The 21337-nt window shown below is 69.4% G+C and carries 17 protein-coding genes and 5 pseudogenes; 16 read left to right on the plus strand and 6 right to left on the minus strand.

All coding sequences use genetic code 11. The features are described from left to right. Nucleotides 1-2: 2 nt before the first annotated feature. The 6 genes from AB0K65_RS25040 to AB0K65_RS25065 all read left to right on the plus strand — a co-directional run bounded on the left by AB0K65_RS25040 (nt 3) and on the right by AB0K65_RS25065 (nt 6410). Nucleotides 3-1349 (plus strand): MFS transporter, encoded by a 1347-nt coding sequence (locus AB0K65_RS25040; RefSeq protein ID WP_365720164.1) that lies wholly within the window; start codon nt 3-5, stop codon nt 1347-1349. Between the two features lie 122 nt (nt 1350-1471). Beyond that, a complete protein-coding gene (locus AB0K65_RS25045) occupies nt 1472-2785 on the plus strand; it encodes a DUF1254 domain-containing protein (RefSeq protein WP_365720166.1) in 1314 nt (437 codons plus the stop codon). 14 nt (nt 2786-2799) lie between these two features. After that, nucleotides 2800-4152, plus strand: a complete 1353-nt coding sequence (locus tag AB0K65_RS25050) for a DUF1254 domain-containing protein (RefSeq protein ID WP_365720168.1) — start codon at nt 2800-2802, stop codon at nt 4150-4152. Nucleotides 4153-4291: 139 nt separating this feature from the next. Further along, nucleotides 4292-4768: a GAP family protein gene (locus tag AB0K65_RS25055; RefSeq protein ID WP_365720170.1), complete on the plus strand. Its 477-nt coding sequence runs from the start codon at nt 4292-4294 to the stop codon at nt 4766-4768. A 227-nt stretch (nt 4769-4995) separates the two neighbouring features. Then, complete coding sequence (gene mscL / locus AB0K65_RS25060; RefSeq protein ID WP_365720171.1) at nt 4996-5445, plus strand: large conductance mechanosensitive channel protein MscL; 450 nt, start codon at nt 4996-4998, stop codon at nt 5443-5445. 410 nt (nt 5446-5855) lie between these two features. After that, nucleotides 5856-6410 (plus strand): TerB family tellurite resistance protein, encoded by a 555-nt coding sequence (locus AB0K65_RS25065; protein WP_365720172.1) that lies wholly within the window; start codon nt 5856-5858, stop codon nt 6408-6410. A 39-nt stretch (nt 6411-6449) separates the two neighbouring features. Here the strand turns inward: AB0K65_RS25065 and AB0K65_RS25070 are convergent. Next, nucleotides 6450-6644 (minus strand): annotated as a pseudogene (locus tag AB0K65_RS25070) (IS701 family transposase); the annotation flags it as partial. Nucleotides 6645-6723: 79 nt separating this feature from the next. On the opposite strand from AB0K65_RS25070, the gene AB0K65_RS25075 reads away from it, so the two are divergent. Together AB0K65_RS25075 and AB0K65_RS25080 are read left to right on the plus strand one after the other, a co-directional pair. Continuing rightward, nucleotides 6724-7326, plus strand: coding sequence for a hypothetical protein (locus tag AB0K65_RS25075; RefSeq protein WP_365720173.1), 603 nt, complete (start codon nt 6724-6726; stop codon nt 7324-7326). 107 nt (nt 7327-7433) lie between these two features. Continuing rightward, nucleotides 7434-7625: pseudogene (locus tag AB0K65_RS25080) on the plus strand (IS5/IS1182 family transposase); the annotation flags it as partial. Nucleotides 7626-7690: 65 nt separating this feature from the next. Here AB0K65_RS25080 and AB0K65_RS25085 read toward each other — a convergent pair. Further along, nucleotides 7691-8098: a hypothetical protein gene (locus tag AB0K65_RS25085; RefSeq protein WP_365720174.1), complete on the minus strand. Its 408-nt coding sequence runs from the start codon at nt 8096-8098 to the stop codon at nt 7691-7693. 381 nt (nt 8099-8479) lie between these two features. On the opposite strand from AB0K65_RS25085, the gene AB0K65_RS25090 reads away from it, so the two are divergent. Next, nucleotides 8480-8956 (plus strand): hypothetical protein, encoded by a 477-nt coding sequence (locus AB0K65_RS25090; RefSeq protein ID WP_365720175.1) that lies wholly within the window; start codon nt 8480-8482, stop codon nt 8954-8956. Here AB0K65_RS25090 and AB0K65_RS25095 read toward each other — a convergent pair. From AB0K65_RS25095 to AB0K65_RS25105, 3 genes and pseudogenes are all read right to left on the minus strand, one after another. After that, entirely contained in the window at nt 8944-9405 is a 462-nt protein-coding gene (locus tag AB0K65_RS25095) for a transposase (RefSeq protein ID WP_365720177.1), read from the minus strand. The genes AB0K65_RS25090 and AB0K65_RS25095 overlap by 13 nt on opposite strands. Before the next feature lie 196 nt (nt 9406-9601). Further along, a pseudogene (locus tag AB0K65_RS25100) lies at nt 9602-9676 on the minus strand (transposase); the annotation flags it as partial. Nucleotides 9677-10517: 841 nt separating this feature from the next. After that, on the minus strand, nt 10518-11006 hold the full coding sequence (locus AB0K65_RS25105; RefSeq protein WP_365720179.1) for a DUF2505 family protein: 489 nt from the start codon (nt 11004-11006) through the stop codon (nt 10518-10520). A gap of 637 nt (nt 11007-11643) precedes the next feature. Between AB0K65_RS25105 and AB0K65_RS25110 the strand changes: the two genes are divergently transcribed. Beyond that, nucleotides 11644-12036 (plus strand): hypothetical protein, encoded by a 393-nt coding sequence (locus tag AB0K65_RS25110; protein ID WP_365720181.1) that lies wholly within the window; start codon nt 11644-11646, stop codon nt 12034-12036. A 1106-nt stretch (nt 12037-13142) separates the two neighbouring features. On the opposite strand, the pseudogene AB0K65_RS25115 reads toward AB0K65_RS25110, so the two are convergent. Then, a pseudogene (locus AB0K65_RS25115) lies at nt 13143-13358 on the minus strand (transposase); the annotation flags it as partial. 302 nt (nt 13359-13660) lie between these two features. Between AB0K65_RS25115 and AB0K65_RS25120 the strand changes: the two are divergent. The 6 genes and pseudogenes from AB0K65_RS25120 to AB0K65_RS25145 form a co-directional block, all read left to right on the plus strand. Beyond that, a complete protein-coding gene (locus tag AB0K65_RS25120; RefSeq protein WP_365720182.1) occupies nt 13661-16411 on the plus strand; it encodes an AAA family ATPase in 2751 nt (916 codons plus the stop codon). Nucleotides 16412-16540: 129 nt separating this feature from the next. Further along, nucleotides 16541-17374, plus strand: a complete 834-nt coding sequence (locus AB0K65_RS25125) for an alpha/beta hydrolase (protein ID WP_364625367.1) — start codon at nt 16541-16543, stop codon at nt 17372-17374. Nucleotides 17375-17408: 34 nt separating this feature from the next. Further along, the gene (locus AB0K65_RS25130; protein WP_365720184.1) at nt 17409-17882 is read left to right on the plus strand and encodes a DNA starvation/stationary phase protection protein; all 474 of its coding nucleotides are present in this window, start codon (nt 17409-17411) and stop codon (nt 17880-17882) included. Then, nucleotides 17882-19042, plus strand: coding sequence for a serine hydrolase domain-containing protein (locus tag AB0K65_RS25135; RefSeq protein ID WP_365720186.1), 1161 nt, complete (start codon nt 17882-17884; stop codon nt 19040-19042). The genes AB0K65_RS25130 and AB0K65_RS25135 overlap by 1 nt, the downstream gene beginning before the upstream one ends. Nucleotides 19043-19724: 682 nt before the next feature. After that, nucleotides 19725-20564 (plus strand): alpha/beta hydrolase, encoded by an 840-nt coding sequence (locus AB0K65_RS25140; protein WP_365720188.1) that lies wholly within the window; start codon nt 19725-19727, stop codon nt 20562-20564. A 190-nt stretch (nt 20565-20754) separates the two neighbouring features. Beyond that, nucleotides 20755-21325: pseudogene (locus AB0K65_RS25145) on the plus strand (transposase family protein); the annotation flags it as partial. Between the last annotated feature and the right edge of the window lie 12 nt (nt 21326-21337).

A 21337-nucleotide genomic window follows, 5' to 3' on the forward strand; every position in this document is an offset into this window, starting at 1 on the left:
CCGTGGACGCAGTGAGCGCGACGTTGCCAGGCCCAGGTCCGACGGTCCCGACGGCAGGTGGCCGACAGGCATGGGCGACCACCTGGCTCCTGCTGGTCTTCATGTTGGTGAACTTCGCCGACAAGGCCGTCCTGGGGCTGGCCGGGCCGGAGATCATGAAGGAGTTCGGACTCACCCGCGAGGAGTTCGGCACGGCCCAGGCAGCGTTCTTCAGTCTCTTCTCGCTCTCCGCGCTGGGCGTGTCGTTCCTGACCCGCAAGGTGCGCACATCGGTGCTGCTCCTGGTGATGGGCCTGCTGTGGGCGGCCGCCCAGTTGCCGATGCTCTGGGGGGCGGCGGGCTTCGCGACGCTGATCGCCACCAGGGTGCTGCTCGGCTTCGCCGAGGGTCCCTCGGCCCCGGTCGCGGTCCATCACGTCCACGGTTGGTTCGAGCAGCGTGAGCGCACGCTGCCGACGGCCATCCTCATGGTGGGCGCGGCGGCGGGGGTGGCGGTGGCGGCGCCCACCCTCGGTGCGGTGATCTCCCACTTCGGCTGGCGCTGGGCGTTCGGGGCAGCCGGGCTCGTGGGTCTGTTGTGGGCGGCGGTGTGGAGGGTCAAGGGCAAGGAGGGGCCGTTGGCCCCGCCGGTGGGCCGTGACGCGCGCTCCACGGCGGGGAGCCCGGGGGACGCGGACGTACCCCTGCGCGCCGTCCTCCTCTCCGGCACCTTCGTCACCGCGGCACTGGGCGCGTTCGCCGCCTATTGGGTGATGAGCGCCAAGGTCACCTGGCTGCCGGACTATCTCCGGACCGTGGTGGGATGGGACCTCGACCGGGCCGCCGCCGCGGTCGGCGGGGGAGCCGTGGCCAACGGCGCGGTCCTCCTGGCGCACGGGCTGCTGGCCCGCCGAGCCGCTCTGCGCGGAACGGGCGGAAGGCTGCCCGCCGGTGCCGGCGCCGGTCTGCTCCTGGTGGCTTCGGCGGGCGCGGTGACCGTGTTCGCCACCGTCGACGCGCTGTGGATCAAGGTCCCGATGATGTTCGGCCCGATGGCTCTCGCCCTGGTCATGATCACTGCCGCGCAGACGGCCATCGCCCGCATCACGCCGCCCTCGCAGCGCGGCGTCGTCCTCGGCGCCCTGGTGGCGGTCTTCGCCCTCGGCGGCATCGTCTCGCCCCTGGTCCTCGGCCGGATCGTGGACAGCGCGGCGACGGCCACGACCGGCTACGAGAACGGCTGGCTCGTCACGGCGGCCCTGCTGTTGGTCACCGGCCTTCTGGCGACGTGCTTCATGCGCCCGAAACGGGACGCCGAGCGGCTCGGCGTCCCGGAGTCACCGGGTGCCGCGACCCCCGTCGTCCACTGAGGGGTGCACCCCGCCGGTTCGGCGCGGGCCGGGGCGGGGTGCTGGGCCGGTTCCGGATGGCGCCCTGGGGACGAGTGTGAAAGTTTATGGCAAAACGTTATAAAACGGGTGAGGAGATCGGTGTGCGGGCTTTGACCGTCGAGGAGGCGCGGGGCGCTGCGGCCGAAGGCTGGATCTGGGGATACGCGCTTCTGCAGAACTACCGGACGATGTATCCGCAGGCGGTCGATTCCGACGATCCTCGGTACGCGGGCGGGTTCGGGCGCTTCCGCCACTACCCGGAGCCGTTCACCCCGGCCAACACGGACGTCGTGACCCCGAACAACGACACCCCGTACTCGTGGGCGTGGCTGGATTTGAGGGCGGAGCCCTATGTGGTGTCGGTTCCGGCCGTCGACCGGTACTACGTTCTGCCGCTGCACGACCTGGACACCTCGTACGTCGGCTACATCGGCGCCCGTACCACCGGCTCGGAGGCGGGCGACTACCTCGTCGCGGGACCCGGCTGGGATGGCGTGGCCCCGGAGGGCGTCGCGGGCGTGCTGCGCGCCGAGACCTTCCTCGTCGGGATCCTGGGCCGCACGTATCTGGCCGGCCCCGACGACGTGCCGGCTCTGCGCGACATCCAGCAGCGGTACCGGCTGCGTCCGCTCTCGGAGTTCACCGGCGCCGACGCCCCGCCGCCGGTCGAGGAACCGGTGTGGCCCGTCTGGCGGGAGGAGGATCTCGACTCGGTCGAGTTCTTCACCCTGCTGGACTTCCTGCTCCAGTTCTTCCCCGCCCTGGGCACCGAGCGGGAACTGCGCGGACGGCTGGCCGCTCTCGGCGTGCGGGGCGGCGGGGAGTTCGAGCCCGCCGCGCTGGAGCCGGAGATCCGTGCCGCGATCCAGCAGGGCATCGAGGACGCCCGTGCCCGCCTGGAGGAGGCGAAGAAGGACGCGGCCGACTCCACGCACTGGTTCGGCACCCGCGCCGAGCACGGCACCGACTACCTGACCCGTGCGGTCGGCGTCGACAAGGGCCTCTACGGGCTGCCGGCCGCGGAGGCCTGGTACGCGGGCTGGGCCCGGGACGACCAGGGCAACCGGCCGCCGAACGCCGCTACGCACGACCACGTCATCCGTTTCGCCCCCGGGGAACTGCCGCCGGCCCGCTACTTCTGGTCGGCGACGATGTACCGACTGCCCGAGCGGCTCCTCGTCGCCAACGAGATCGACCGCTTCTCGATCGGTGACAGGACCCCGGGGCTCGTGTACGACGACGACGGCGGCCTCACCCTGTACGTACGCAGGGACCGCCCGGCCGACCCCAAGCAGGCGGCGAACTGGCTGCCCGCGCCCGACGGCCCCTTCACCATCGCCATCCGCGTGTACGGCCCCGACACCTCCGTACTCGACGGCTCCTGGACCCTGCCCGCCCTGAGCGTCGAAACCTGAGAGAGGGCCCCGTCGTGCCCCACCAGACCGGCAACCTGGCCGACCTGGCCGCAGACGCGTACGTCTACGGCTACCCCCTCGTCTTCGACGTATCGATGATCTCCGCCTTCATGCACAAGGGCTTCGGCTCGCTGCCGCCCACCCCCTTCAACCGGTTCGGCCACTCCACGAAACTGGCCACCCCGGACGCCCACTTCGTGTCCGTCAACAACGACACCGTCTACTCGATCGCCCAGGTCGACCTCACCGGCGGCCCGGTCCTGCTCCACGTCCCTGACACCGCCGGCGCGTACTACGTCCTGCAGTTCGTGGACGCCTGGAGCAACAACTTCGCGTACCTCGGAAAGCGTGCCACCGGGACGGAGGAAGGCGACTGGCTCGTCACTCCGCCCGGTTGGCCCGGCCCCGCTCCCGGCGGGGTGCGCGAGGTGATCGAGGCCCCGACCACGGTGATCTCCATCGTCGGCCGCAACGCCTGCGACGGCCCCGAGGACCTGCCCCGCGTGCGCGCCCTTCAGCAACAGCTCACTCTCACCCCGCTCGACGAGGCGGCCCGCGGGACCGGTCTGCCGACGCCTGATCCCGATGTCCCCGAAGAGCTGCGCTTCTACGAGCAGCTGCGCGTGTGGATGGCCGGCTTCCCACCCGCCGGCCCCGACCAGGATTACCAGAAGCGCTTTGCACCCCTGAGGCTCCTGGACGAGGGGCCCTCGCCGTACGCGCACGCCGAACCCGCCCTCGTCAAGGCCCTCACCGAGGGACTCGCTTCCGGCAAGGCACGCGTCGAGGCAGCGGCGAATGCGCCCGTCGAAGGGGAACATCCGCCGGGTGCCTGGGTGATGAACCCACACCTGTTCGACTACAACCTCGACCACTTCGGCGTCGGAACCCTCGACACCCCGCAGTGGCGGATCGCCGACCGGGAGATGTCCTACCTCGTCCGGGCCGGTGCGGCGCGCTCCGCGCTGTGGGGCAACCACGGCTACGAAGCGGTATACGCGCACACCTTCACCGACGCCGACGGTGAGCAACTGCACGGATCCCGGTCCTACACCCTGCGCTTCGAACGGCAGCCGCCCGTGGAGTCGTTCTGGTCGGTGACCATGTACGACACCCCCGACTACTACCTCGTCGACAACCCGGCCGGCCGATACTCGCTCGGCGACCGCACCCCCGGCCTCGTGTACGACGAAGACGGCTCCATGACCGTGGTCATTCAGCGCGAACGGCCCGAGAACCCGACCGAAGCGGCGAACTGGCTTCCCGCCCCGGATGGCGACTTCCGCCCCATGATCCGCCTCTACACGCCCAGCCCGTCCGTCCTCGACGGCACCTACCGGCTGCCGTCCATCACCGCGAGGAGGTAGGACGGCCATGGGAGACGCCATCGGGGGATGCACGCCTCCACAGTCGGCATCGCGATCAGCCCCCTGCCGCTGATCGTCATGATCCTCATGCCGGCCACCCTGAGGCAGAGGCAACGGCGTCGCCTTCACGGCGGGCCGGGTGGTCTCGCTCGCGACGCTCGTCACCGTGGTCGTCCTCGCCGGATCGGGCGGAAACGCCTCGGGCGGCGAGGCCGGGCCGGCCTCCTGGTCGCTGTTGCCGAAGCTGGGCCTGGGCGTGTTGTTCCTGCTCTTGGGCGTCAAGCAGTGGAAGGACCGGCCCCGGGAAGGCCGTGAGGCCGAGCCGCCGGGCTGGATGAAGGCGATCGACTCCTTCACTCCGGGCAAATCGGCGGGACTTGCCGCCGCGCTCGCCGTCGCCGACCCCGAGAACCTGGTCGTGGCGGTCGGCGGCGCCGTCTCCATCGCCGCGCGTACGGTCCGGCCGGCGGGACGACGGTCGCCGCCATACTGTGGTGCCGATCGCGTCCCTGTGCACCCTGCTGCCGCCCGGCGTCTGCCTTCTCGGCGGGGAGAAGCCGGGAGCGCTCGGCGCGTGGACGGCATGGATGGCCGCCCACACGCAGCACCGCCGTGACGGCCCGTAGCCCAGACCTTCGCCCGCCCCGCGCCGGATACCCGCGGACAGCCGGTGACGTGCGGAGCCCTTCAGCGATTACCGCGGCAGGCTGCCCCGCGCCCCGGATGAGACAGTGCGTGTCCAGCAGGCATGGGTGCGGCGCGGCAGGGCATCCGGGGGTGAAGGGGGCCGGGTCTGATGCGCCCCTTGATGCCCTCCGTCGATGTCAAGAGCCTGTAAGGGGTATGAAGGTGAAGGGCTTCCGCAGCTTCATCCTGCGCGGCAACGTGGTCGACCTGGCGGTCGGCATCGTCATCGGAGCGGCGTTCACCGCCGTCGTGAACGGCTTCGTCGGCGCCTTCCTGACCCCCCTCGTGGGGCTGGCAACCGGCGCCACCGGCGACATGAGCCGCAAGACCTTCGCCGTGGGCGCCACCGAGTTCCCCTACGGAGCCTTCATCAACGCGGCGATCAGTTTCCTCCTCCTCGCCGGCGCCCTGTACTTCCTCGTTGTGCTCCCGATCAACAAGCTGCACGAGCGCCTTGCCCCGCACCACGACGTCCAGGCACCCAAGCGGGACTGCCCCGAGTGCCTCAGCCCCGTCCCGGCCCAGGCCCGGCGCTGCGCCTCCTGCACCGTCCCCCTGCCCGCCCTACCCGCCCAGGCCGGGGCGACGACCCAGCGGGCCGGGTGACCGACCTTCACCGGCGCGGCACGTAGAAGCCGAAGAGGGCTTCATGCCCTCTCGGTGTTCTCCTCGGCTGGCTCGTGGCCTACATGTTGATGATCCCGGAGTACGCCCGCCGCAGCGGCCACGCCGAGTTCCCGAGGGAGCGGACCGACGGAGCAACGGGTGACGGGCTTCCGTGCTTCTGGTCCTCGAGCGCGTCCTGGCGGTGCTCGGCCTCCACGCCCGGGCGCCGGTCCTGTCCGGCCTCCCGTCTCGGTCCTCGTCGCGCTGCACCGCCCCGGCCTGCGTCGGGCAGGCGTATGTGAGGACGTCGTCTCGATCGTTGTAGTGGAACTTTGCGGCATGCAGGCCGCGTTAGGTAGGTGGTGGGCAATGATGCGTGCCACGGGGACGACGAAGCTGAGGTGGCACGAGTGGCGATGTGGGATCGAATCAAGGACCAGGCGACCAGAGGTCTGCAGCAGGCCCAAGGGGCGCGCGGGGGTTCCGGCGGCCATGGGCCGTCCGGTGCACGGTCCGGGAGCGGTTCCAGGGCCGAGCTCGTGGCCGCGCTGAAGTCGCAGCTCACATCGCTGAAGACGGAGCTGAAGAGCGGCGCCTTCCGGGACGCCAGCATGGCCATGTGCGCGTTGGTGGCGGCCGCTGACGGACGGGTCGATCCGGCTGAGCGCCAGTACGTCGAGTCGCTCATCCTCACCAACGATGTCCTTCAGAACTTTCCCGCCGACCAGCTCCGCCAGCGTTTCAACAAGCATGTCGACCAGCTTTCGGCCGGCTTCGTGTTGGGGAAGGCGGCGGTGCTTCAGGAGGTCGTCAAGGTGGCGAAGAAGCCCACCGAGGCACGGGCGGTCATCCAGACCGGCATCGTGGTCGCGGGTGCGGACGGCTTCATCGAGCCCGCCGAAGAGCAGATCATCCGCGAGGCGTGCTCTGCGCTTGGCCTGTCGGCGGCGGAGTTCGGCATCTGACCCGCTGACCGGGGCGAAGAGACGCGCGGCTGTCCACGCTTCGGCATCCCACTTCGCCCTCGACAGCAGATGCTGCAGTCCGTGCGGAGTGGCGTCGCCGGCGTGCTCGGCCAGCGTCCAGCAATTCTTGCGGGGCAGGTCCGACAAGAGCCCGAGCACGAACTTCCGTGCCCGCCGCCGTGGTTCGACTCGGGTGAACCGGCCCGCGATGCGGCCCATCAGGGCCTCGAACATGTCCTGCCAGTGGGCGGGATCTATGCTGTGGCCTACGGCCGTCACCCGATCTTCTGTCGTCACACATCGATGATCAACGGTGGCCGCATTCGCGCCGCTCGCCCCGGTTCATCTGGGGGCAGGGGCCTACGCGTCGGGCAGGGGGCTCATCATGTGGTCGACCGCTTCACGGCCGGTGTTCCGTCGCTTCGTCAGTGCCGTCGTGGGTGGCGTGGCTCTGGCCGCGACCTCAGGATGCACGGTCCCTGTTGATGCCGTCGCCGGTATCTCCGTGACCGGCGACGGCCAGCTGCTCGGCGTCATGATGGTCTGCGGACATCAGATCGATGGCGCGACCCTCTATGTGGACAGCGGCGATGTTGACAAGCAGGTGACGGTCGGTTCGTGGACCGCCGACCGTTCTCTCACGCCCGGTCTCGCCACCTGGACCCTCGATTCTCCTGCTGCTGGCTGGGCCGCGACCAGATCTCTCGCTCCGCTCACCGCCAAGACCACATACGCGCTCTACGGCTGGACCAAGGACGACTCGTGGTCATCGAGCAGCGTCTCCTTCACCCTGGCCGACCGGGACCGGCTCACCCCCGGAAAGGTCCGCTACGACAGCGTCTCGGACAACGGCGACGAGTCCGCAATCACCGTCTCCGTAGCAGAGTTCAAGGCCACAGCCTGCCAGAACATGTGACGCCACGGCGCCCTCGGCCGGGCCGAGGCACTCCCGTTGTCCGGAGGTACGCGCTCAACCTTCACCGCCTCAAGTCGCAAGATCGAGATCGACAACTGGAGTACTAGAAGGGCTTCAAGGCGATTGCGCGACGCTGGGTCGTCGAGCGGACCTTCGACTGGCTCATGCACCGCCGCCGCCTCGCCTCCGACTGTGAAACCCACACCCACTACTCCGAAGCGATGATAAAGGTGGCCATGATCGACCCTCTAGGCCGACGGCATGCCCGCGAATCGACCCCGAACTGGCGCGACACATGACACACGACCTGGCCGCGCCCGCGACACCTCTACGTGCTCGTGCTCTCGGGGGTGGCAGTCACGTCTCATGGATGTGGCACGACCACAATCTGCACGTCGTCTTCGTAGATGACCCGTCCCGGGTCCGCGGAACGAAGAGCTCGACAGTCGACGCCATGCGCGGACAGGATGTCCAGATAGCCGGAGACGCGAGCGATGAGATGAGTGGCTGACGGCTTGAACCATGCCGCCGCGCCAGGATTGATCGCATTGTCGTAGACGTGGGGGTCAACGGTCGAAGGGTCAGTGTACGCAGCGTCGTACCAACTGTTGTTGCGGCGGCGGAAGGACTCCTGCTCGCCCGAGAGTTTTCCCTCCCTCGCCAGATTATTGACAAGCCCGAAAACGCCGGTGAAGTGGCCTCGGCCGTTCCGGTGAGGCGATTCAAATCGTATGTACTGCACGGCCTCGCTGTCGCTATCGATCATCCTCATCGGCACATCTTGCCCCCTCTTGTGACCCAAGGCGTCCTCCGCCGATGGTGAGCGTGCGCCTGCCCCGTTCGCTCACGAGAGCTGACCGTGCCGGTCGGGCTTTTGTCTCTCGCCCTGGCTATCGTCCTAAGCGCCTCCCACGCAGCTCTGCCCGGCCACGGGCCCACAACGAGACCGACCAGGGCAGGTCCGTCGTACTGCTGACCAGGCAGACCATGCCCACCCTCACACTCACCCCCATACGCGGGAAGGGTTGAGGCCGAACAGCCTGGCCACAGTGGACCCCTCGGCACTGAGACCGCGTTTGAGGTCTCATTCACCGCGGATAGTGACGGGGGTCGTCACCCCGTGTTGTCCCAGGTAGCGCCTATGGTTCCGCCCATGAGCGTTCCCGAGATCATCCCGATCAGACACGAACCCGACTACCGCACGAGCACCATCGGGCGGTGGCAGGGCGGCCAGTTCTTCGCCTCCGTCACTGCGGCCTTCCCTGAGGGCTGGAGCGGCGACGACTGGCAGTCCCAGAAGCGTTGGTGCGCCGTGCTCCATCGGTTCGACGGGGCCGGCCAGCACCTGGACTCGCGGGTCCAGTTCACCGGCACCACGGCGGACGGCGAGAGGAAGGCGATCGACGCGGCCCGTCTGCTGCTTGCCGAGTGGCTGAACGCCCTGCCGGAGCGGCAGTACCAGGACATCGCGATCGCGCCCTTCGAGGTCCGGTTCGAGGGAGCCCTGTTCGGCCTGGTCGTGGAGGAAGACGCGGACGAGGCAGACGAGGAGGACGACGGTGTGTGGGCCGAGTTCTATCCCGACGGCCTGGGCTTCAACGCACCATGGAACGGTTGCTACGACACCTGAGCCGAGCCGGCGAGGAGCCGCGGGCCGCTCCGGACGGCCGCTCGGCCCCGGGCCAGTCGGCGCACCATCACGCCGATCATCGCCCAGCGGATCATCGTCTCCGCGTGGGCCGGGCTGGTCTCGTAGTCCCGTGCAAGACGTCGGTTGGCGGTGATCCACGAGAAGGTACGTTCAACAGCCCAACGCTTGGGCTGGACCTGGAAGCCGCGCTGACCCGGGTCTTTGCGCACGATGTCCAGCTCGCTGACAAGGATCTGGGCAGTCCAGTCGACCAAGCGGGCGGCGAAGCCCTCGTCCGCCCAGATCTTCTGAGCACTCGGGTGGTCGAGCCGGGGTCCAAGCGGCGGGCGACGGGCACCATCGCGGTCCTGGACACTGGCCACGACGACGTGCACGGCCAGGAGCAGGCCAAGGGTGTCGGTGACGATGAACCGCTTGCGGCCCTGCATTCTTCTTGCCCGCGTCGAAGCCCCTGGTTGCGGCCGGGACGGTATCTGCGGTGCGGACGGACTGTGAGTCGATCAGCCCGGCAGTCGGTTCGGCATTCCTGCCATCGGCCTTGCGAACCTTGCCGCGCACGGCATCGTGGATGCGCTCGACGGTGCCATCGTGGTGCCACCAGGTGAAGTAGCAGTGGACGGTGGGCCAGGGCGGGAAGTCCTTCGGCAACTGCCGCCAGGCGCCCCCGGTCCGGACCACGTAGAAGATCGCGTCCACCACCCGCCGTCGCGGATGCTTCTTCCGCCGCCAGCCCTTCAGCCCCCCTCGCCGCTGGCAGCAACGGTTCGATCAGAACCCACTGCTCATCCGTCAGATCCGACGGATACCCACCCCGAGAACCACTCACGCAAGGCTCAACGGCCTCTCCTGCCCAATACACGGCAGATCTCAAACGCGGTCTGAGAAGCGAGGTCTTGAGGCGTCGCGCGCGGGCCATCACCTCAGGGAAGGAAGAGCTGTCGGGGCTGATCGCCCACAAGGCCGAGGCAGTGCGGTGGCAGCATGCCGCAAGCCAGTCGGTGTGGGCCGCGAGGAGGGCGAGATGACCATCGCGGTTCAGCGCCGGAGAGAAGAACAGAAGAGTCGTCTTCACTCGTCGGCGGCACAGCATGTACGTTTCGCGGCGGAAGGCGTCCAGCTCAAGATTTCCCCGAGGGAACGCAAAGTCGGCAACGAAGTCTCCCACCTCGGGTGTATGTGACACCTCACCGTGAACGTGATCGCGTCTTCCAAGCCGGATCGCCGCCACAGCCGAAGCACGTGCGCGGACCTCGTCGGGGCCCACGGTGCCCGAGGCGCCGGCGAGTGAGGTAACGGGGAGCTGCGAGATACCGCGTGTATCGATGAGTGCTGGCCTTGCCGTGACTGCGGGAACAGGATGAGGGTGCAGGCGGTGCTGGCGAAGGCGAGAGAGTGGGCGTCCTTGCGTCCCTGGCGGCGGTGGAGTCGGGCGGTGCTCCGGACCGCGTCCGGATCTTGAACAAGAAGGGCGGCGTGGGCCTGCGTCGGGAGGACGCAGACCCACTGGAATGTGTCGCCCTTCAAGGGCGGAGACGGGAGATCAGGGGTGCTGACCGGAGAACCGTGGGAAGGTCTCCCACTCGTTCCGGAGGTTCTTTTCGAAGGTGCTCTCCATGAGCCCCCCGATGCCGAAGACTCGCATCTCCAAGGTGACGTCGATGGTCATCAGGCACCCGCCGCCATCGACCGACTCGATCCGAACGGTTGCCTCTTCATGCCACTTGTCGGCGAGCGTGGAAGGAATGCGCCGCCACGTGCCCGTGCGGGTCGCCGAGGCGAACGTGCCTTCCTCGGTCTGTCGGAACCCGGCTCCGAGTACCTTCGCAATCGGCCCCGGAAGCTCACGCCGTGGCGTCACGGCCACCTTCCGGACGACCTCCTCGCCGGTGTTGCTCTGCTCCTCGATCGACCACTGCGGCCACCCCAGGGCCTCCTGGTAGAACTGCTCGTTGAACTTGCGGTCTAGGAACTGCTCCCAGACCCGCTCAGGCGGGAGGGAGCAACTGAGAACCATAGTGAATTTGCCCATGCAGGCAGGGTAGGAGCGGACCGACACCTGAAGTCGCAAGGAGTCACAAAGCCACCCAAAAGGTTTAGACGAACGTCAACCCGGCGGTGGCGACGTGCACGGCAGGGGAAGCAGGCACCTCGACCGAGTTGACGCATAGCCAGGCCACTTGCCCCGGCGTCTAGCGCTGTCGACACCTCCCCGCCCCCGTGCCAACGCCGGCCACCGCCCTGAGGCCGCGACAGCGCCTCCGAGGCCATTCGCTGAAAAGGCACCAACTCATCCGGCATGAGCCCCTCAGCACTCCCCACGGCGACCGACAGCCCACCCAGCCGCCCAAATGAGATGAACTCTCAGGCAGCTCTCGCAGCCAGTCGGTCGGCTCCCTCCGCGACTTGGGGAGGAGGGAGCCGGAAGGCCCGGACGGCGAATCGGCCCCGGCAGACCCGCGTCGAACGGGTGGGCCTCGCCGCCGACGGGACCCTGGCCATGCCTTTCGATCCCGACCGCGCCGGCTAGTACGCCGGCTCCGCGGCTCCGGGAGACAACGGCAACCGTTCCAGCGGAGGAGGCCTGACCCGGCTCCCGCCTCGGATACCGTGTTCCTCTACGGGGTGCCATAACGGATGTGACGCCCCCCACCGGAGGTAGTCAGCGTATGAGTTCAAAGCGCAGCAAGAATCCAGCCCTGCCCGTACTTGACGACGCATTCCGACTCGCGTCGGTCAAGGACGCCGAAGAGTCCACCCGTGACTTGGCCGCGCGGCTGGCCACCACCGAGCTGCGCCGCGTTTCCCACCCGGGCCGGGTCACCTGGGAGCCCACCGATCAGGCCGAGCCCGTACCGGTCCCGCCGACTGTGGTCGACGGTGACGGGGACCTGTGGCTGCGGGACCTGGGCACTGGCACATGGACCATGCCCGAGTTCAACCCGAAGGAGTTCCCGGCCCGCTGTGGCGAGGTTCTGACGTGGAACCAGCTTGCCCGCGAGTTCGGCCCGCTTACCGGACTGGCCGACGACCGCCGCATCGGCGGCGGCCGGCGTCGCTGACCGCGCAGCCTTCAGGCTGACCACGCCCCTGAAGCGCCCGTTACGGGTAGCTGGGAGCTCCAGCTCACCGGCGAGCTCGACGAAGGCGGCGAGCTGCTGAGCACGACGGTGGGGTGCGACGGCGTCGAGCGGCGTCGTGCGGGCCCGGCGCCACCGATGTCTTCGGTGCGGCTGGCGTCGGTGGACCAGCCGGGCAGCGGTCGGCCTTCACCGGCCACCTCGTCGAGGTAGCCGCCTGGTATCGCGCGGTGCTGACTGAGCTCTACCGCAGCGTCGTCACGCGCGTCGACTCCGAGCAGCCAAACGAAGGTGCGAAGTCGTAGCCCTGAGGGCTACGACGAGGGGATGACCGTCTTCCCTTGTTCCAAGTGCGGCACCGCGATCACGCCGGAGCTGGCCGAGCTGGCCGCCGTTCCCAACGTGTCCGACGCTGAACGCGACCGGGACAAGGAGAGACGTCGGGTACCTTCCACCGTTCCGCGGGGCCGCTCCGTGATCGATTGCGAACCCTGGGGACCGCCCTACGTCGTGCAGGGTGCAGGACGCCCAGGAAGACCCGAAGCCGGCGCAGTCCCGAGGGCCGCTGGTCTGTCGTGAGGAGGGTTTCGTCATCTCGGCTGGTGTTCAGGGCACGGTGCTGATGCACCCGGAGGGCGCCCCCGCGCTTCGAGCGCTGCCCGACTGGGAGCACCTACAGCGGCTGCTGCGGGCCGGCTGGTGACGAAGGGCTCAACCGAGCCTGCCCCTGCGGCGCAGCGGTCGCAACGCGAGCGGGGATGCTTCGGACCCTACGAACTGCACCTCGACCCCGTTCGAACCTACGGGTTCTCCCAATAGGCCCGCGGAACGGCCGACCTCTATTTCACGACCACTTTCCGTGTTGGACGTACTTCGGGGACAAGCTCAGCGTCGAGCTGGGCCGGTTCGGATAAGAGGTTCAACAGCAGCCGTTGATCATGTTGCCTTCGCTTCGGATGGTCGTCGGTTTGGCCGTGGGGCAACGTCAGTAGGAGCTGTGATCAGCCGTTGTTCCTGGCGCGCTTCGCCCCGGGGCCGGGCTGGGAACGCGTGAGGTCGTTGTTCGAGGCATGGGTGGCCCAGTCCCGCAGCCGGCGCCAGGCCGTCACTCCGGAACAGCCCACGGTCTCCGCGGGGACATCGCGCCACGCAACACCGGTCCGCAGCACGAACAGGATTCCGGCGGGCGCCACACGGTCGGGAACACGCAGCCGTCCGGGATACCGGCGGCGCCATTCGGGACCAGGTGGCAGGAGCGGAGCAACCCCCTCCCACAGGTCGTCAGGAACAAGATCAGCTCGCACCCCGGACACACACTGCCGACCAAGATCGTCGAACACAAGGCCCGCAGTTCAACTCATTCAGGACGTCCAGCGTCTCGTCGACGTACCGCCAGGCGGTGGTCTCGGACATCCCGGCGGCGGCTCGGTTTCGCGCATGCGGACAGCGGTCATTCCCGCTCGGTAGCATGCATACCATTGCATGAACGGCATCCAGCCCAGGCTTTCAGACCGCCCACCAGCGGAGATGCCGCCAGATCGTCTGGTTCCGCGAGGACGCGGAGCCGTCGGGTGCTGGGGAGGTACAGAGAAACGGGGGGTGCGGCATGCATCGGCGGGTGCTATTGGGTCGCGATACGGAGCGTCGCACGCTGGCTGCTCTGGTGGAGCAGGGGGCCGCCGGTTCGGGCGGCGCTACGGTGATCACCGGGGCGCCGGGGATCGGCAAGTCGACGCTGGTCGCAGAGGCCGCGGCCGCTGCAGCACGCGGCGGGACCCGTGTGATCACCGCTGTGGGGGTCCAGTCGGAGGAAGACCTGCCCTGTGCCGGCCTGCACCAGTTGGTTCACCAACTACGCGACGGGATCGACGACTTGCCGGGACGCCAGCGCACCGCGCTGCTCGCGGCCGTCGGGCTCGTCGACGAGGCCGTACCCGATCTGTACCTCGTCGGCTTGGCCGCGCTGACCCTGCTGACGGACGCGGCGGCGAAGGCGCCCCTGCTGGTGGTCGTCGAGGACGCCCACTGGATGGACCGTGCCAGTCTCGATGTGCTCGGGTTCGTGGCGCGGCGGATCGAATCCGACCCCCTCGTTCTGGTCGCCGTCACCCGGCGCCTCGACGACCGCCTCAGCGGTGCCGGCCTGCCTGTGCTGCACCTGGGCCCGCTGACGGACGAGGTGTCGGGTGAGGTGCTGGACGCGGTGGCCCCCGGACTGGGACAGCAGGTCAGACGGCGGCTGTTGGAGGAGGCCGCCGGGAACCCGCTGGCGCTGACCGAGTTGCCGGTCGCGCTGCAGTCGGTCGGCGGGGCGTATGCGCTCAACCCGGGTCCGCTGCCGCTGACCGCGCGGCTGGAGCGGACGTTCACGGCACGGGTCTCCCGCCTGCCGGTCGACACCCGTGCGGTCCTGCTCCTCTCGGCCCTCAACGGTGACGGGACGATGGAGGAATGCCTCGCCGCGGCGACCCGGATGCTCGGGACGGCGGTCGACGCCGGTGCTTTCGAGGCGGCGATCGGCGCGGGCCTGGTGGAGGCCCACGGGCTGGCCTTCAGGCACCCCCTCGTCCGCTCGGCGATGCACCACGCCGCCACCGTCGTGGAACGCCAGGCCGCGCACGCCGCGCTGGCCGCCGCGCTCCAGGGGCAGCCCGATCGGCAGGCGTGGCACCGTGCCGCCGCCACCGCCGGTCTCGACGAGAGAGTGGCACGGGATCTGGACTCCACTGCCGGCAGAGCCCTGCGGCGCGGCGGTGTCGCCGCGGCTCTCGCCGCGCTGAGACGGGCGGCGGAGCTGACGAAGGATCCTTCCGTGAGGGCGGACCGGCTGCTCCGGGCGGCGGAGCTCGCACTGGAGTCGGGCCAAGGAGACGTCGCGACGCATCTGCTGACCCAGGCGCGCTCACTGGACCTTTCGGCACGGGACCAAGGCCGCGCGGCATGGGTCAGCATCGCTCTGGCCGAGGGGACGCGGGGCGAGGGCGCCGCGACCGCCGAGCTGGCCGAGCTGGCGGTCGAGATCGCCGCCGGCGGCGAGTCGACACTGGGACTGCGCATGCTGTGGAGCGCGGTCCTGCAGTGCTTCTGGGGAGAGCCGGGCCCGGCCGCCCGTGAGCGGGTCGCCGCCGCTGCCGACCGGATGCCCGTGCCTGCCGACAACGCCGACCTGGTCGCTCTGCGGGCGTACTCGGCGCCGGTCGAGCGTGGGGAAGGGGCTGTGGAGGGCCTGGCGAGTCAGCTGGAGCGCTCATCGGAGAACGCGGAGGGGGACCAGCTCCTAGGCGCCGCCGCGGTGACGGTGGGCGCTCCCGCCCTGGCGAGCCGATTGACGGCGAGGTCGCTGGACGCCCTGCGAGCACAGGGGAGGCTGTCGATGCTGGCCCGCGCTCTCTGCGTCCAGGCGGGGAGCGCCGCACGGCTGGGTGACGTGCGCGCTGGTTCCCTCGCCGCGGAGGAGGCCGCGTCGCTCGCCCGCGAGACCGGTCAGCCTCTTGTGCACGCGATGGTGAATGCCATCCGCGCGCAGCTGGCCGCCGTCAGCGGCGACCCGGCGGCAGAGGCATGGGCGGCGGAAGCCGAACGCGAGGCCCTTCCCAGCGGAGGGCGACCGGTGCTGGCCATCATGCAGATGGCCCGCGGGCAGGCGGCCCTCTGCCAGGGCCGCTACGGAGACGCGTTCGGCCACCTGCATCGCGTCTTCGACCCGGCCGACCCCGCCTTTCACCCCTGGCTGCGCTTCTACGCGGTCGCGGAGCTGGTCGAGGCGGCGGTGCGCAGCGAATCCGCGGAGGTGGCTCGCGACATCGTGCGGGAGCTGACCCCGCTCGGGGAATCGACGTCTTCGCCCGCCCTGCTCTGCGGGCTGCGACTGAGCCGGGCCCTGCTGAGCCCGCAGGTTGCCGCCGAGCCGCTGTACAGGGCGGCCCTCGACGCCGTCCCCACGGACTGGCCGTTCGAGGGGGCGCGGGCGCGCCTCGCCCTGGGCGAGTGGCTGCGGCGTCACCGGCGGCCCGCGGAGTCCCGCGTCGCCCTGCAGGCCGCACGCGAGATCTTCGACGCCCTCGGCGCGTCGGCATGGGCGGAGCGGGCACGGCAGGAGCTGCGCGCCGCGGGCGCCTCGTCTCCGCGCCAGGATCCGGCCGCGGTCGATCGGCTGACCTCGACCGAGCTGCATGTCGCCCAGCTCGCCGCGCAGGGTCTGACGAACCGGGAGATCGGCGAGCGGTTGTACGTCTCGCCCCGGACGGTAAGCACCCATCTCCAGCGGATGTTCCCCAAACTGGGGATCACGTCCCGCGGCGAACTCGCCGCGATGCTCGGCGGCACGACGACGTACCCCGAAAGCGCAGCGTCATGACGTACGCGGAAGACGCAGCACCATGACGTACGTCGAAGCCGTAGTCCGACGGACGCGGCCCGGCCTGCTTGATTCCTAGGTTTGTGCCATGCCCGGTGCGCACACGGCGGACGGGCGGGAAGGCACACCATGGGAACCATCACCGTCGGTACCGAGGGCTCGACCGGCATCGACCTCTACTACGAGGACCACGGGTCGGGGCAGCCGGTCGTCCTGATCCACGGCTACCCGCTGGACGGGCAGTCGTGGGAGAAGCAGACCGATGCGCTGGTCAAGGCCGGCTACCGCGTCATCACCTACGACCGCCGTGGCTTCGGCCGGTCGAGCAAGACCATGACGGGCTACGACTACGACACCTTCGCCGCCGACCTGGACACCGTACTGACGCAGCTGGACCTGCGTGACGTGGTTCTCGTCGGATTCTCCATGGGCTCGGGCGAGGTCGCCCGCTACCTCGGCGTCCACGGCTCGGAGCGGGTGGCGAAGGCGGCGTTCCTCGGTTCGCTCCAGCCGTTCCTGCTGCAGACGCCGGACAACCCCACCGGTGTGCCGCAGAGCGTCTTCGACGGCATCGCGGAGCAGGCGGAGGCCGACCGCTACGCCTGGTACGAGAGCTTCTTCGTCGATTTCTTCAACACCGACGAGACGCTCGGGTCGAGGCTCAGCGAGGCCGCGCTGCGGGCGAACTGGGCCACCGCCATCGATTCGGCGCCCATGGCGGCCTACGCGTGCGTCCCGGCGTGGCTGACGGACTTCCGGGCCGACGTGGAGCGCATCGACGTGCCGTCGCTGATCCTGCACGGGACCGCCGACCGCATCCTGCCGATCGACGCCACGGCCCGCGAGTTCCGCCGCCGCCTGCCCGAAGCGCGGTACGTCGAGATCGACGGCGCTCCGCACGGGCTGCTGCTCACCCACGCGGCCGAGGTCAACGCCGCCCTGCTCGACTTCCTCGCCGCCTGAGAACCGGCTCCTGTCACGAAAGGACCGCACTCCTGTGCCGGTTGTGAACAACCCTCTGTCGCAGCGCGACCGCGAGACCGCGGGAGCGGTGCTGCAGGCGACCCTGGCCGACCTGCTCGGCCTGTCCCTGGTGGCCAAGCAGGCCCACTGGAACGTGTACGGCCCGCGCTTCCGCTCGGTCCACCTCCAGCTCGACGAGGCCGCCACCCTCGCCCGGAACCACGCCGACACGGTGGCCGAGCGCGCGGCCGCCCTGGGCGTCAGCCCGGACGGACGGGCCGGGACCATCGCGAAAGCCAGTGGCGTGCCCGCCTTTCCGCCGGGCTGGACCAAGGACGGCGACGCCGTCGATGCCTTGGTGCACGCGCTCTCCGCCGTGACCGAAAGGCTGCGTGAGCGCATCGTCGCGATGGGCCCGGTGGATGTCGTCACCGAGGACCTCCTCGTCGGGCTGACGGCTGATCTCGAGAAGCAGAGCTGGATGTTCCAGGCGGAGAACCGGGTCTGATGGGGGAGAAGAGCAGGGGTGTCGAGGGCACGTGCACCGACCGGTTCGAGCCGGTACGGGCGGCGCTGGTGGCACACCTCGAAGCCGGCGAGGAGCTGGGGGCGTCGATCGCCGTCGATGTGGACGGGGTCATGGAAGTCGATCTCTGGGGTGGCCACGCGGACGCGGCGCGGACCGTTCCGTGGCACCGGGACACGTTGGTGAGCATGTGGTCGACCACGAAGACCCTCACCAATCTCGCGGCTCTCATCCTCGTCGACCGGGGCGCGCTGGATCTGCACCGCCCGGTCGCGCACTACTGGCCCGAGTTCGCCGCCCAGGGAAAGGAGCACATAGAGGTGCGGCACGTTCTGGCCCACACCTCGGGACTCTCCGGCTGGGAGCAGCCCTTCTCCATGGAGGATCTCTATGACCGGCCCACTGCGAGTGCCCGGCTGGCCGCGCAGGCACCCTGGTGGGAGCCGGGCTCCGCATCCGGCTACCACGTCCAGACCCAGGGGCAGTTGGTGGGAGAGCTCGTCCGGCGGGTCAGCGGACGCAGCCTGACGGAGTTCGTCGCCACCGAGATCGCCGAGTCGGCGCAGGCTGATGTCCAGATCGGCGCGCGACGGGCCGACTGGCCGCGTATCGCCGATCTGGTGCCCCCCTCGCAGCCAGGCGGTATACCCACGGGTCTTGATCCCGAGGGGATCTTCACCAGGACGCTGCTCGGAAGCCCCGCGCGCGACGAGCACGTCGACACCCCGCAGTGGCGCTCCGCCGAACTCGGAGCCGTCAACGGACACGGCAACGCACGTGGCCTGGCCCGAGCTCTCTCCGCCATCTCGCGGCGCGGCCAGGTCAACGGCCGCCGGCTTCTCTCCGAGAAGACGGTGGACAAGGTGTTCGACGTCCAAGCCGACGGAGTCGACCTGTTCCTGGGCGTCCCCGTCCGCTGGGGCATCGGCTACGCGCTCGCCGATCCGAGGACGATGCCGCACATGCCCACCGGGAGAATCTGCTTCTGGGTCGGCAGGGGCGGGTCGATCGTCATGATGGACCTCGACCGGCGCGTCACGTTCTCGTACACGATGAACCGGGTGGGCGACGGGCTCCTCGGTTCGGAGCGCACGCACATCTACCTCAGGCATGTCTACGACGTCCTGGAGGGTACCGGCTGAGGTGTGGCCGTAGGCTCCGCGCGGGGGGCCTACGGCACACCGCCGGACGTGCCGTCAACCGCCTCAAGATCTTTCGCGCGGTCGCCACACGCTGCGGGAAACGGCTCCGTATCCACCTCGCCACCGTCGCACTCGCAGCACTCATGATCTCGCGCCGCACATGGACCATGGTCCGGGAAACATTGCGCAGGAACGCCAGTGCGCGGCCGTCATCCGGCTGAAGGGCAGCTCGCTCCCTCATCCAGTCGAGGCTTCCGCGCCCACAGTGTGACGCGGCAAGCGTCACGAAGAGCGAGGGCTACCTCACCAACTCGGCCACGGGCTCGATCACGTCGAAGAACCGCTGCCCGTGGCACGTCGCACCGCCCTCCATGTCCGCGAACCAGCAGTCCGCCGGCGGCTGAATCGGTTCGGTCGCCCCAGGAGGACGGCGCTCCTCGCCCGGTGGAAGGGCGAGGACGAAGCCCCGGGACCCCCCTCGGGCCGCAGTCCGGCAGCCGCTTTCCGGGCCGCTGTCGGCCGCTGCCCACCAGCGCTCTGATCCGCGCTGCTCACGCGGCGTAGACGGACGCCCGTCAATCACGTACCGGCGAAACGACCCGGGCCCCGTTCCTCGACGCACCCAGCTGCCTCGCCTTTCGGTCCGTCGAGCACCATTCATCGAACAAGAGGGATTTCACCCATGCGCAAGACCCACCTCGTCCGTCCGAGCAGCAGATCCGTACTGCTCGGTGTCACCGCGGCCGTCGGACTGTCCGTCGCCGCCGTCACCCTGCCCGCTGCGGCAGACGCCACGCCCCACCACCCCGCACGTCCGACGATCGTGCTGGAACACGGAGCGTTTGCCGACGCCTCGAGCTGGGACGGTGTCGTCGCCCGGCTGCAGCGCGCGGGCTACCCGGTGGTGTCCGCCGCCAACCCGCTGCGTGGTCCGGCGAACGATGCCGCTTACCTGCGCAGCGTCCTCGACCACATCGACGGGCCCGTGGTCCTGGTCGGCCACTCCTACGGCGGCACCGTCATCAGCCAGGCCGCTGCGGGCCTCGAAGGCAAGGTGAAGGCACTGGTCTACATCGCGGCGTTCCTGCCGGACGAGGGCGAGAGCTCGATCGGACTGACGGACAAGTTTCCCGGCAGCACCCTCGGCCAAGCCGTCGAGTCCGTCCACTACGTCCTGCCTGACGGTGATCAGGGCGCGGACGTGTACATCAAGCCGGAGAAGTTCCGCAGCCAGTTCGCCGCAGACGTGCCGAAGGACAAGGCCAGGCTCATGGCTGCGGGGCAACGTCCGATCGCTGCCGCCGCTCTGGAGGAGAAGTCCACCCAGGCCGCCTGGAAGACGATCCCCTCCTGGTCACTGGTGACCACGGAGGACCGCAACATCCCAGTGGCTGCCCAGCGCTTCATGTCGGCCCGTGCCCATGCCCGCACGACGACCATCGACGCGTCACACGCGGTATCCGTATCCCGCCCCGAGGCCGTCACCCGCATTGTCGAGCAGGCGGCCCGCACGGTCCGATGACCGAGGGCCTTGCCCTGTCGCTCAGCGCACGTCCGCGCACAGCGGGTCTGATGGGGGTTCGGGTGGCAGGCTGACCTGCCCCACCACCGCGGTTCCGGTTCTGGTTACCGAACCTCTTTCATCCTGTGCTGGAGGGCGAAATGGGCTGGTCAGCGGGCGTGGTGACGAGACAGAGCCGCCGATCGTGGGCGTGGTGATTCCGCTCACCACGCCCACGACCGAAGAGGCCCTGAAGGTTTTCGCATCCTGCCGTGCTCGGCGTCCCGCATGAGCTGGTCGAGCATGTTTCCCGGCTGCTGTATGAACACCGCCGGGCCTGCGACACACGCTGGCGCAGGCCCGGCCGCTTCCAGCAGTCGCTGCTCACCCTGGTCCATCCGCGGAAGAATGTGACGTTCTCGCGGCTCGGAGCCGCCGCCGGAATGCCCGAGGCCACCGCCTGGCGGTACGTCGACGAGACGCTGGACGTCCTGAACGAGTTGAGCTGCGGGATGGGACCGAGGCCGGTATGTGGCCGCGCCTGCACGCTGCCCTGTTGAGCGAGCTGCGCTGCGCCGACCTGCTGGATTCATCTGATCGTCGACCGGCACGGAATCCCGCTCGCTGTCACGCTGACCGGCGGGAATCGGCACGACGTCACCCAGCTCCTGCCGCTGCTCGACGCGGCCCCGGCGATCCGGGGCCGGCGGGGACGTCCCCGCCGCAAGCCCCGGCGTGTGTACGCCGACCGGGGCTACGACTACGACAAGTACCGCCGCCTGCGCATCCCATTC

This window comes from Streptomyces sp. NPDC053755 (genome assembly GCF_040677675.1).
In the GTDB taxonomy this organism is placed as follows: domain Bacteria; phylum Actinomycetota; class Actinomycetes; order Streptomycetales; family Streptomycetaceae; genus Streptomyces.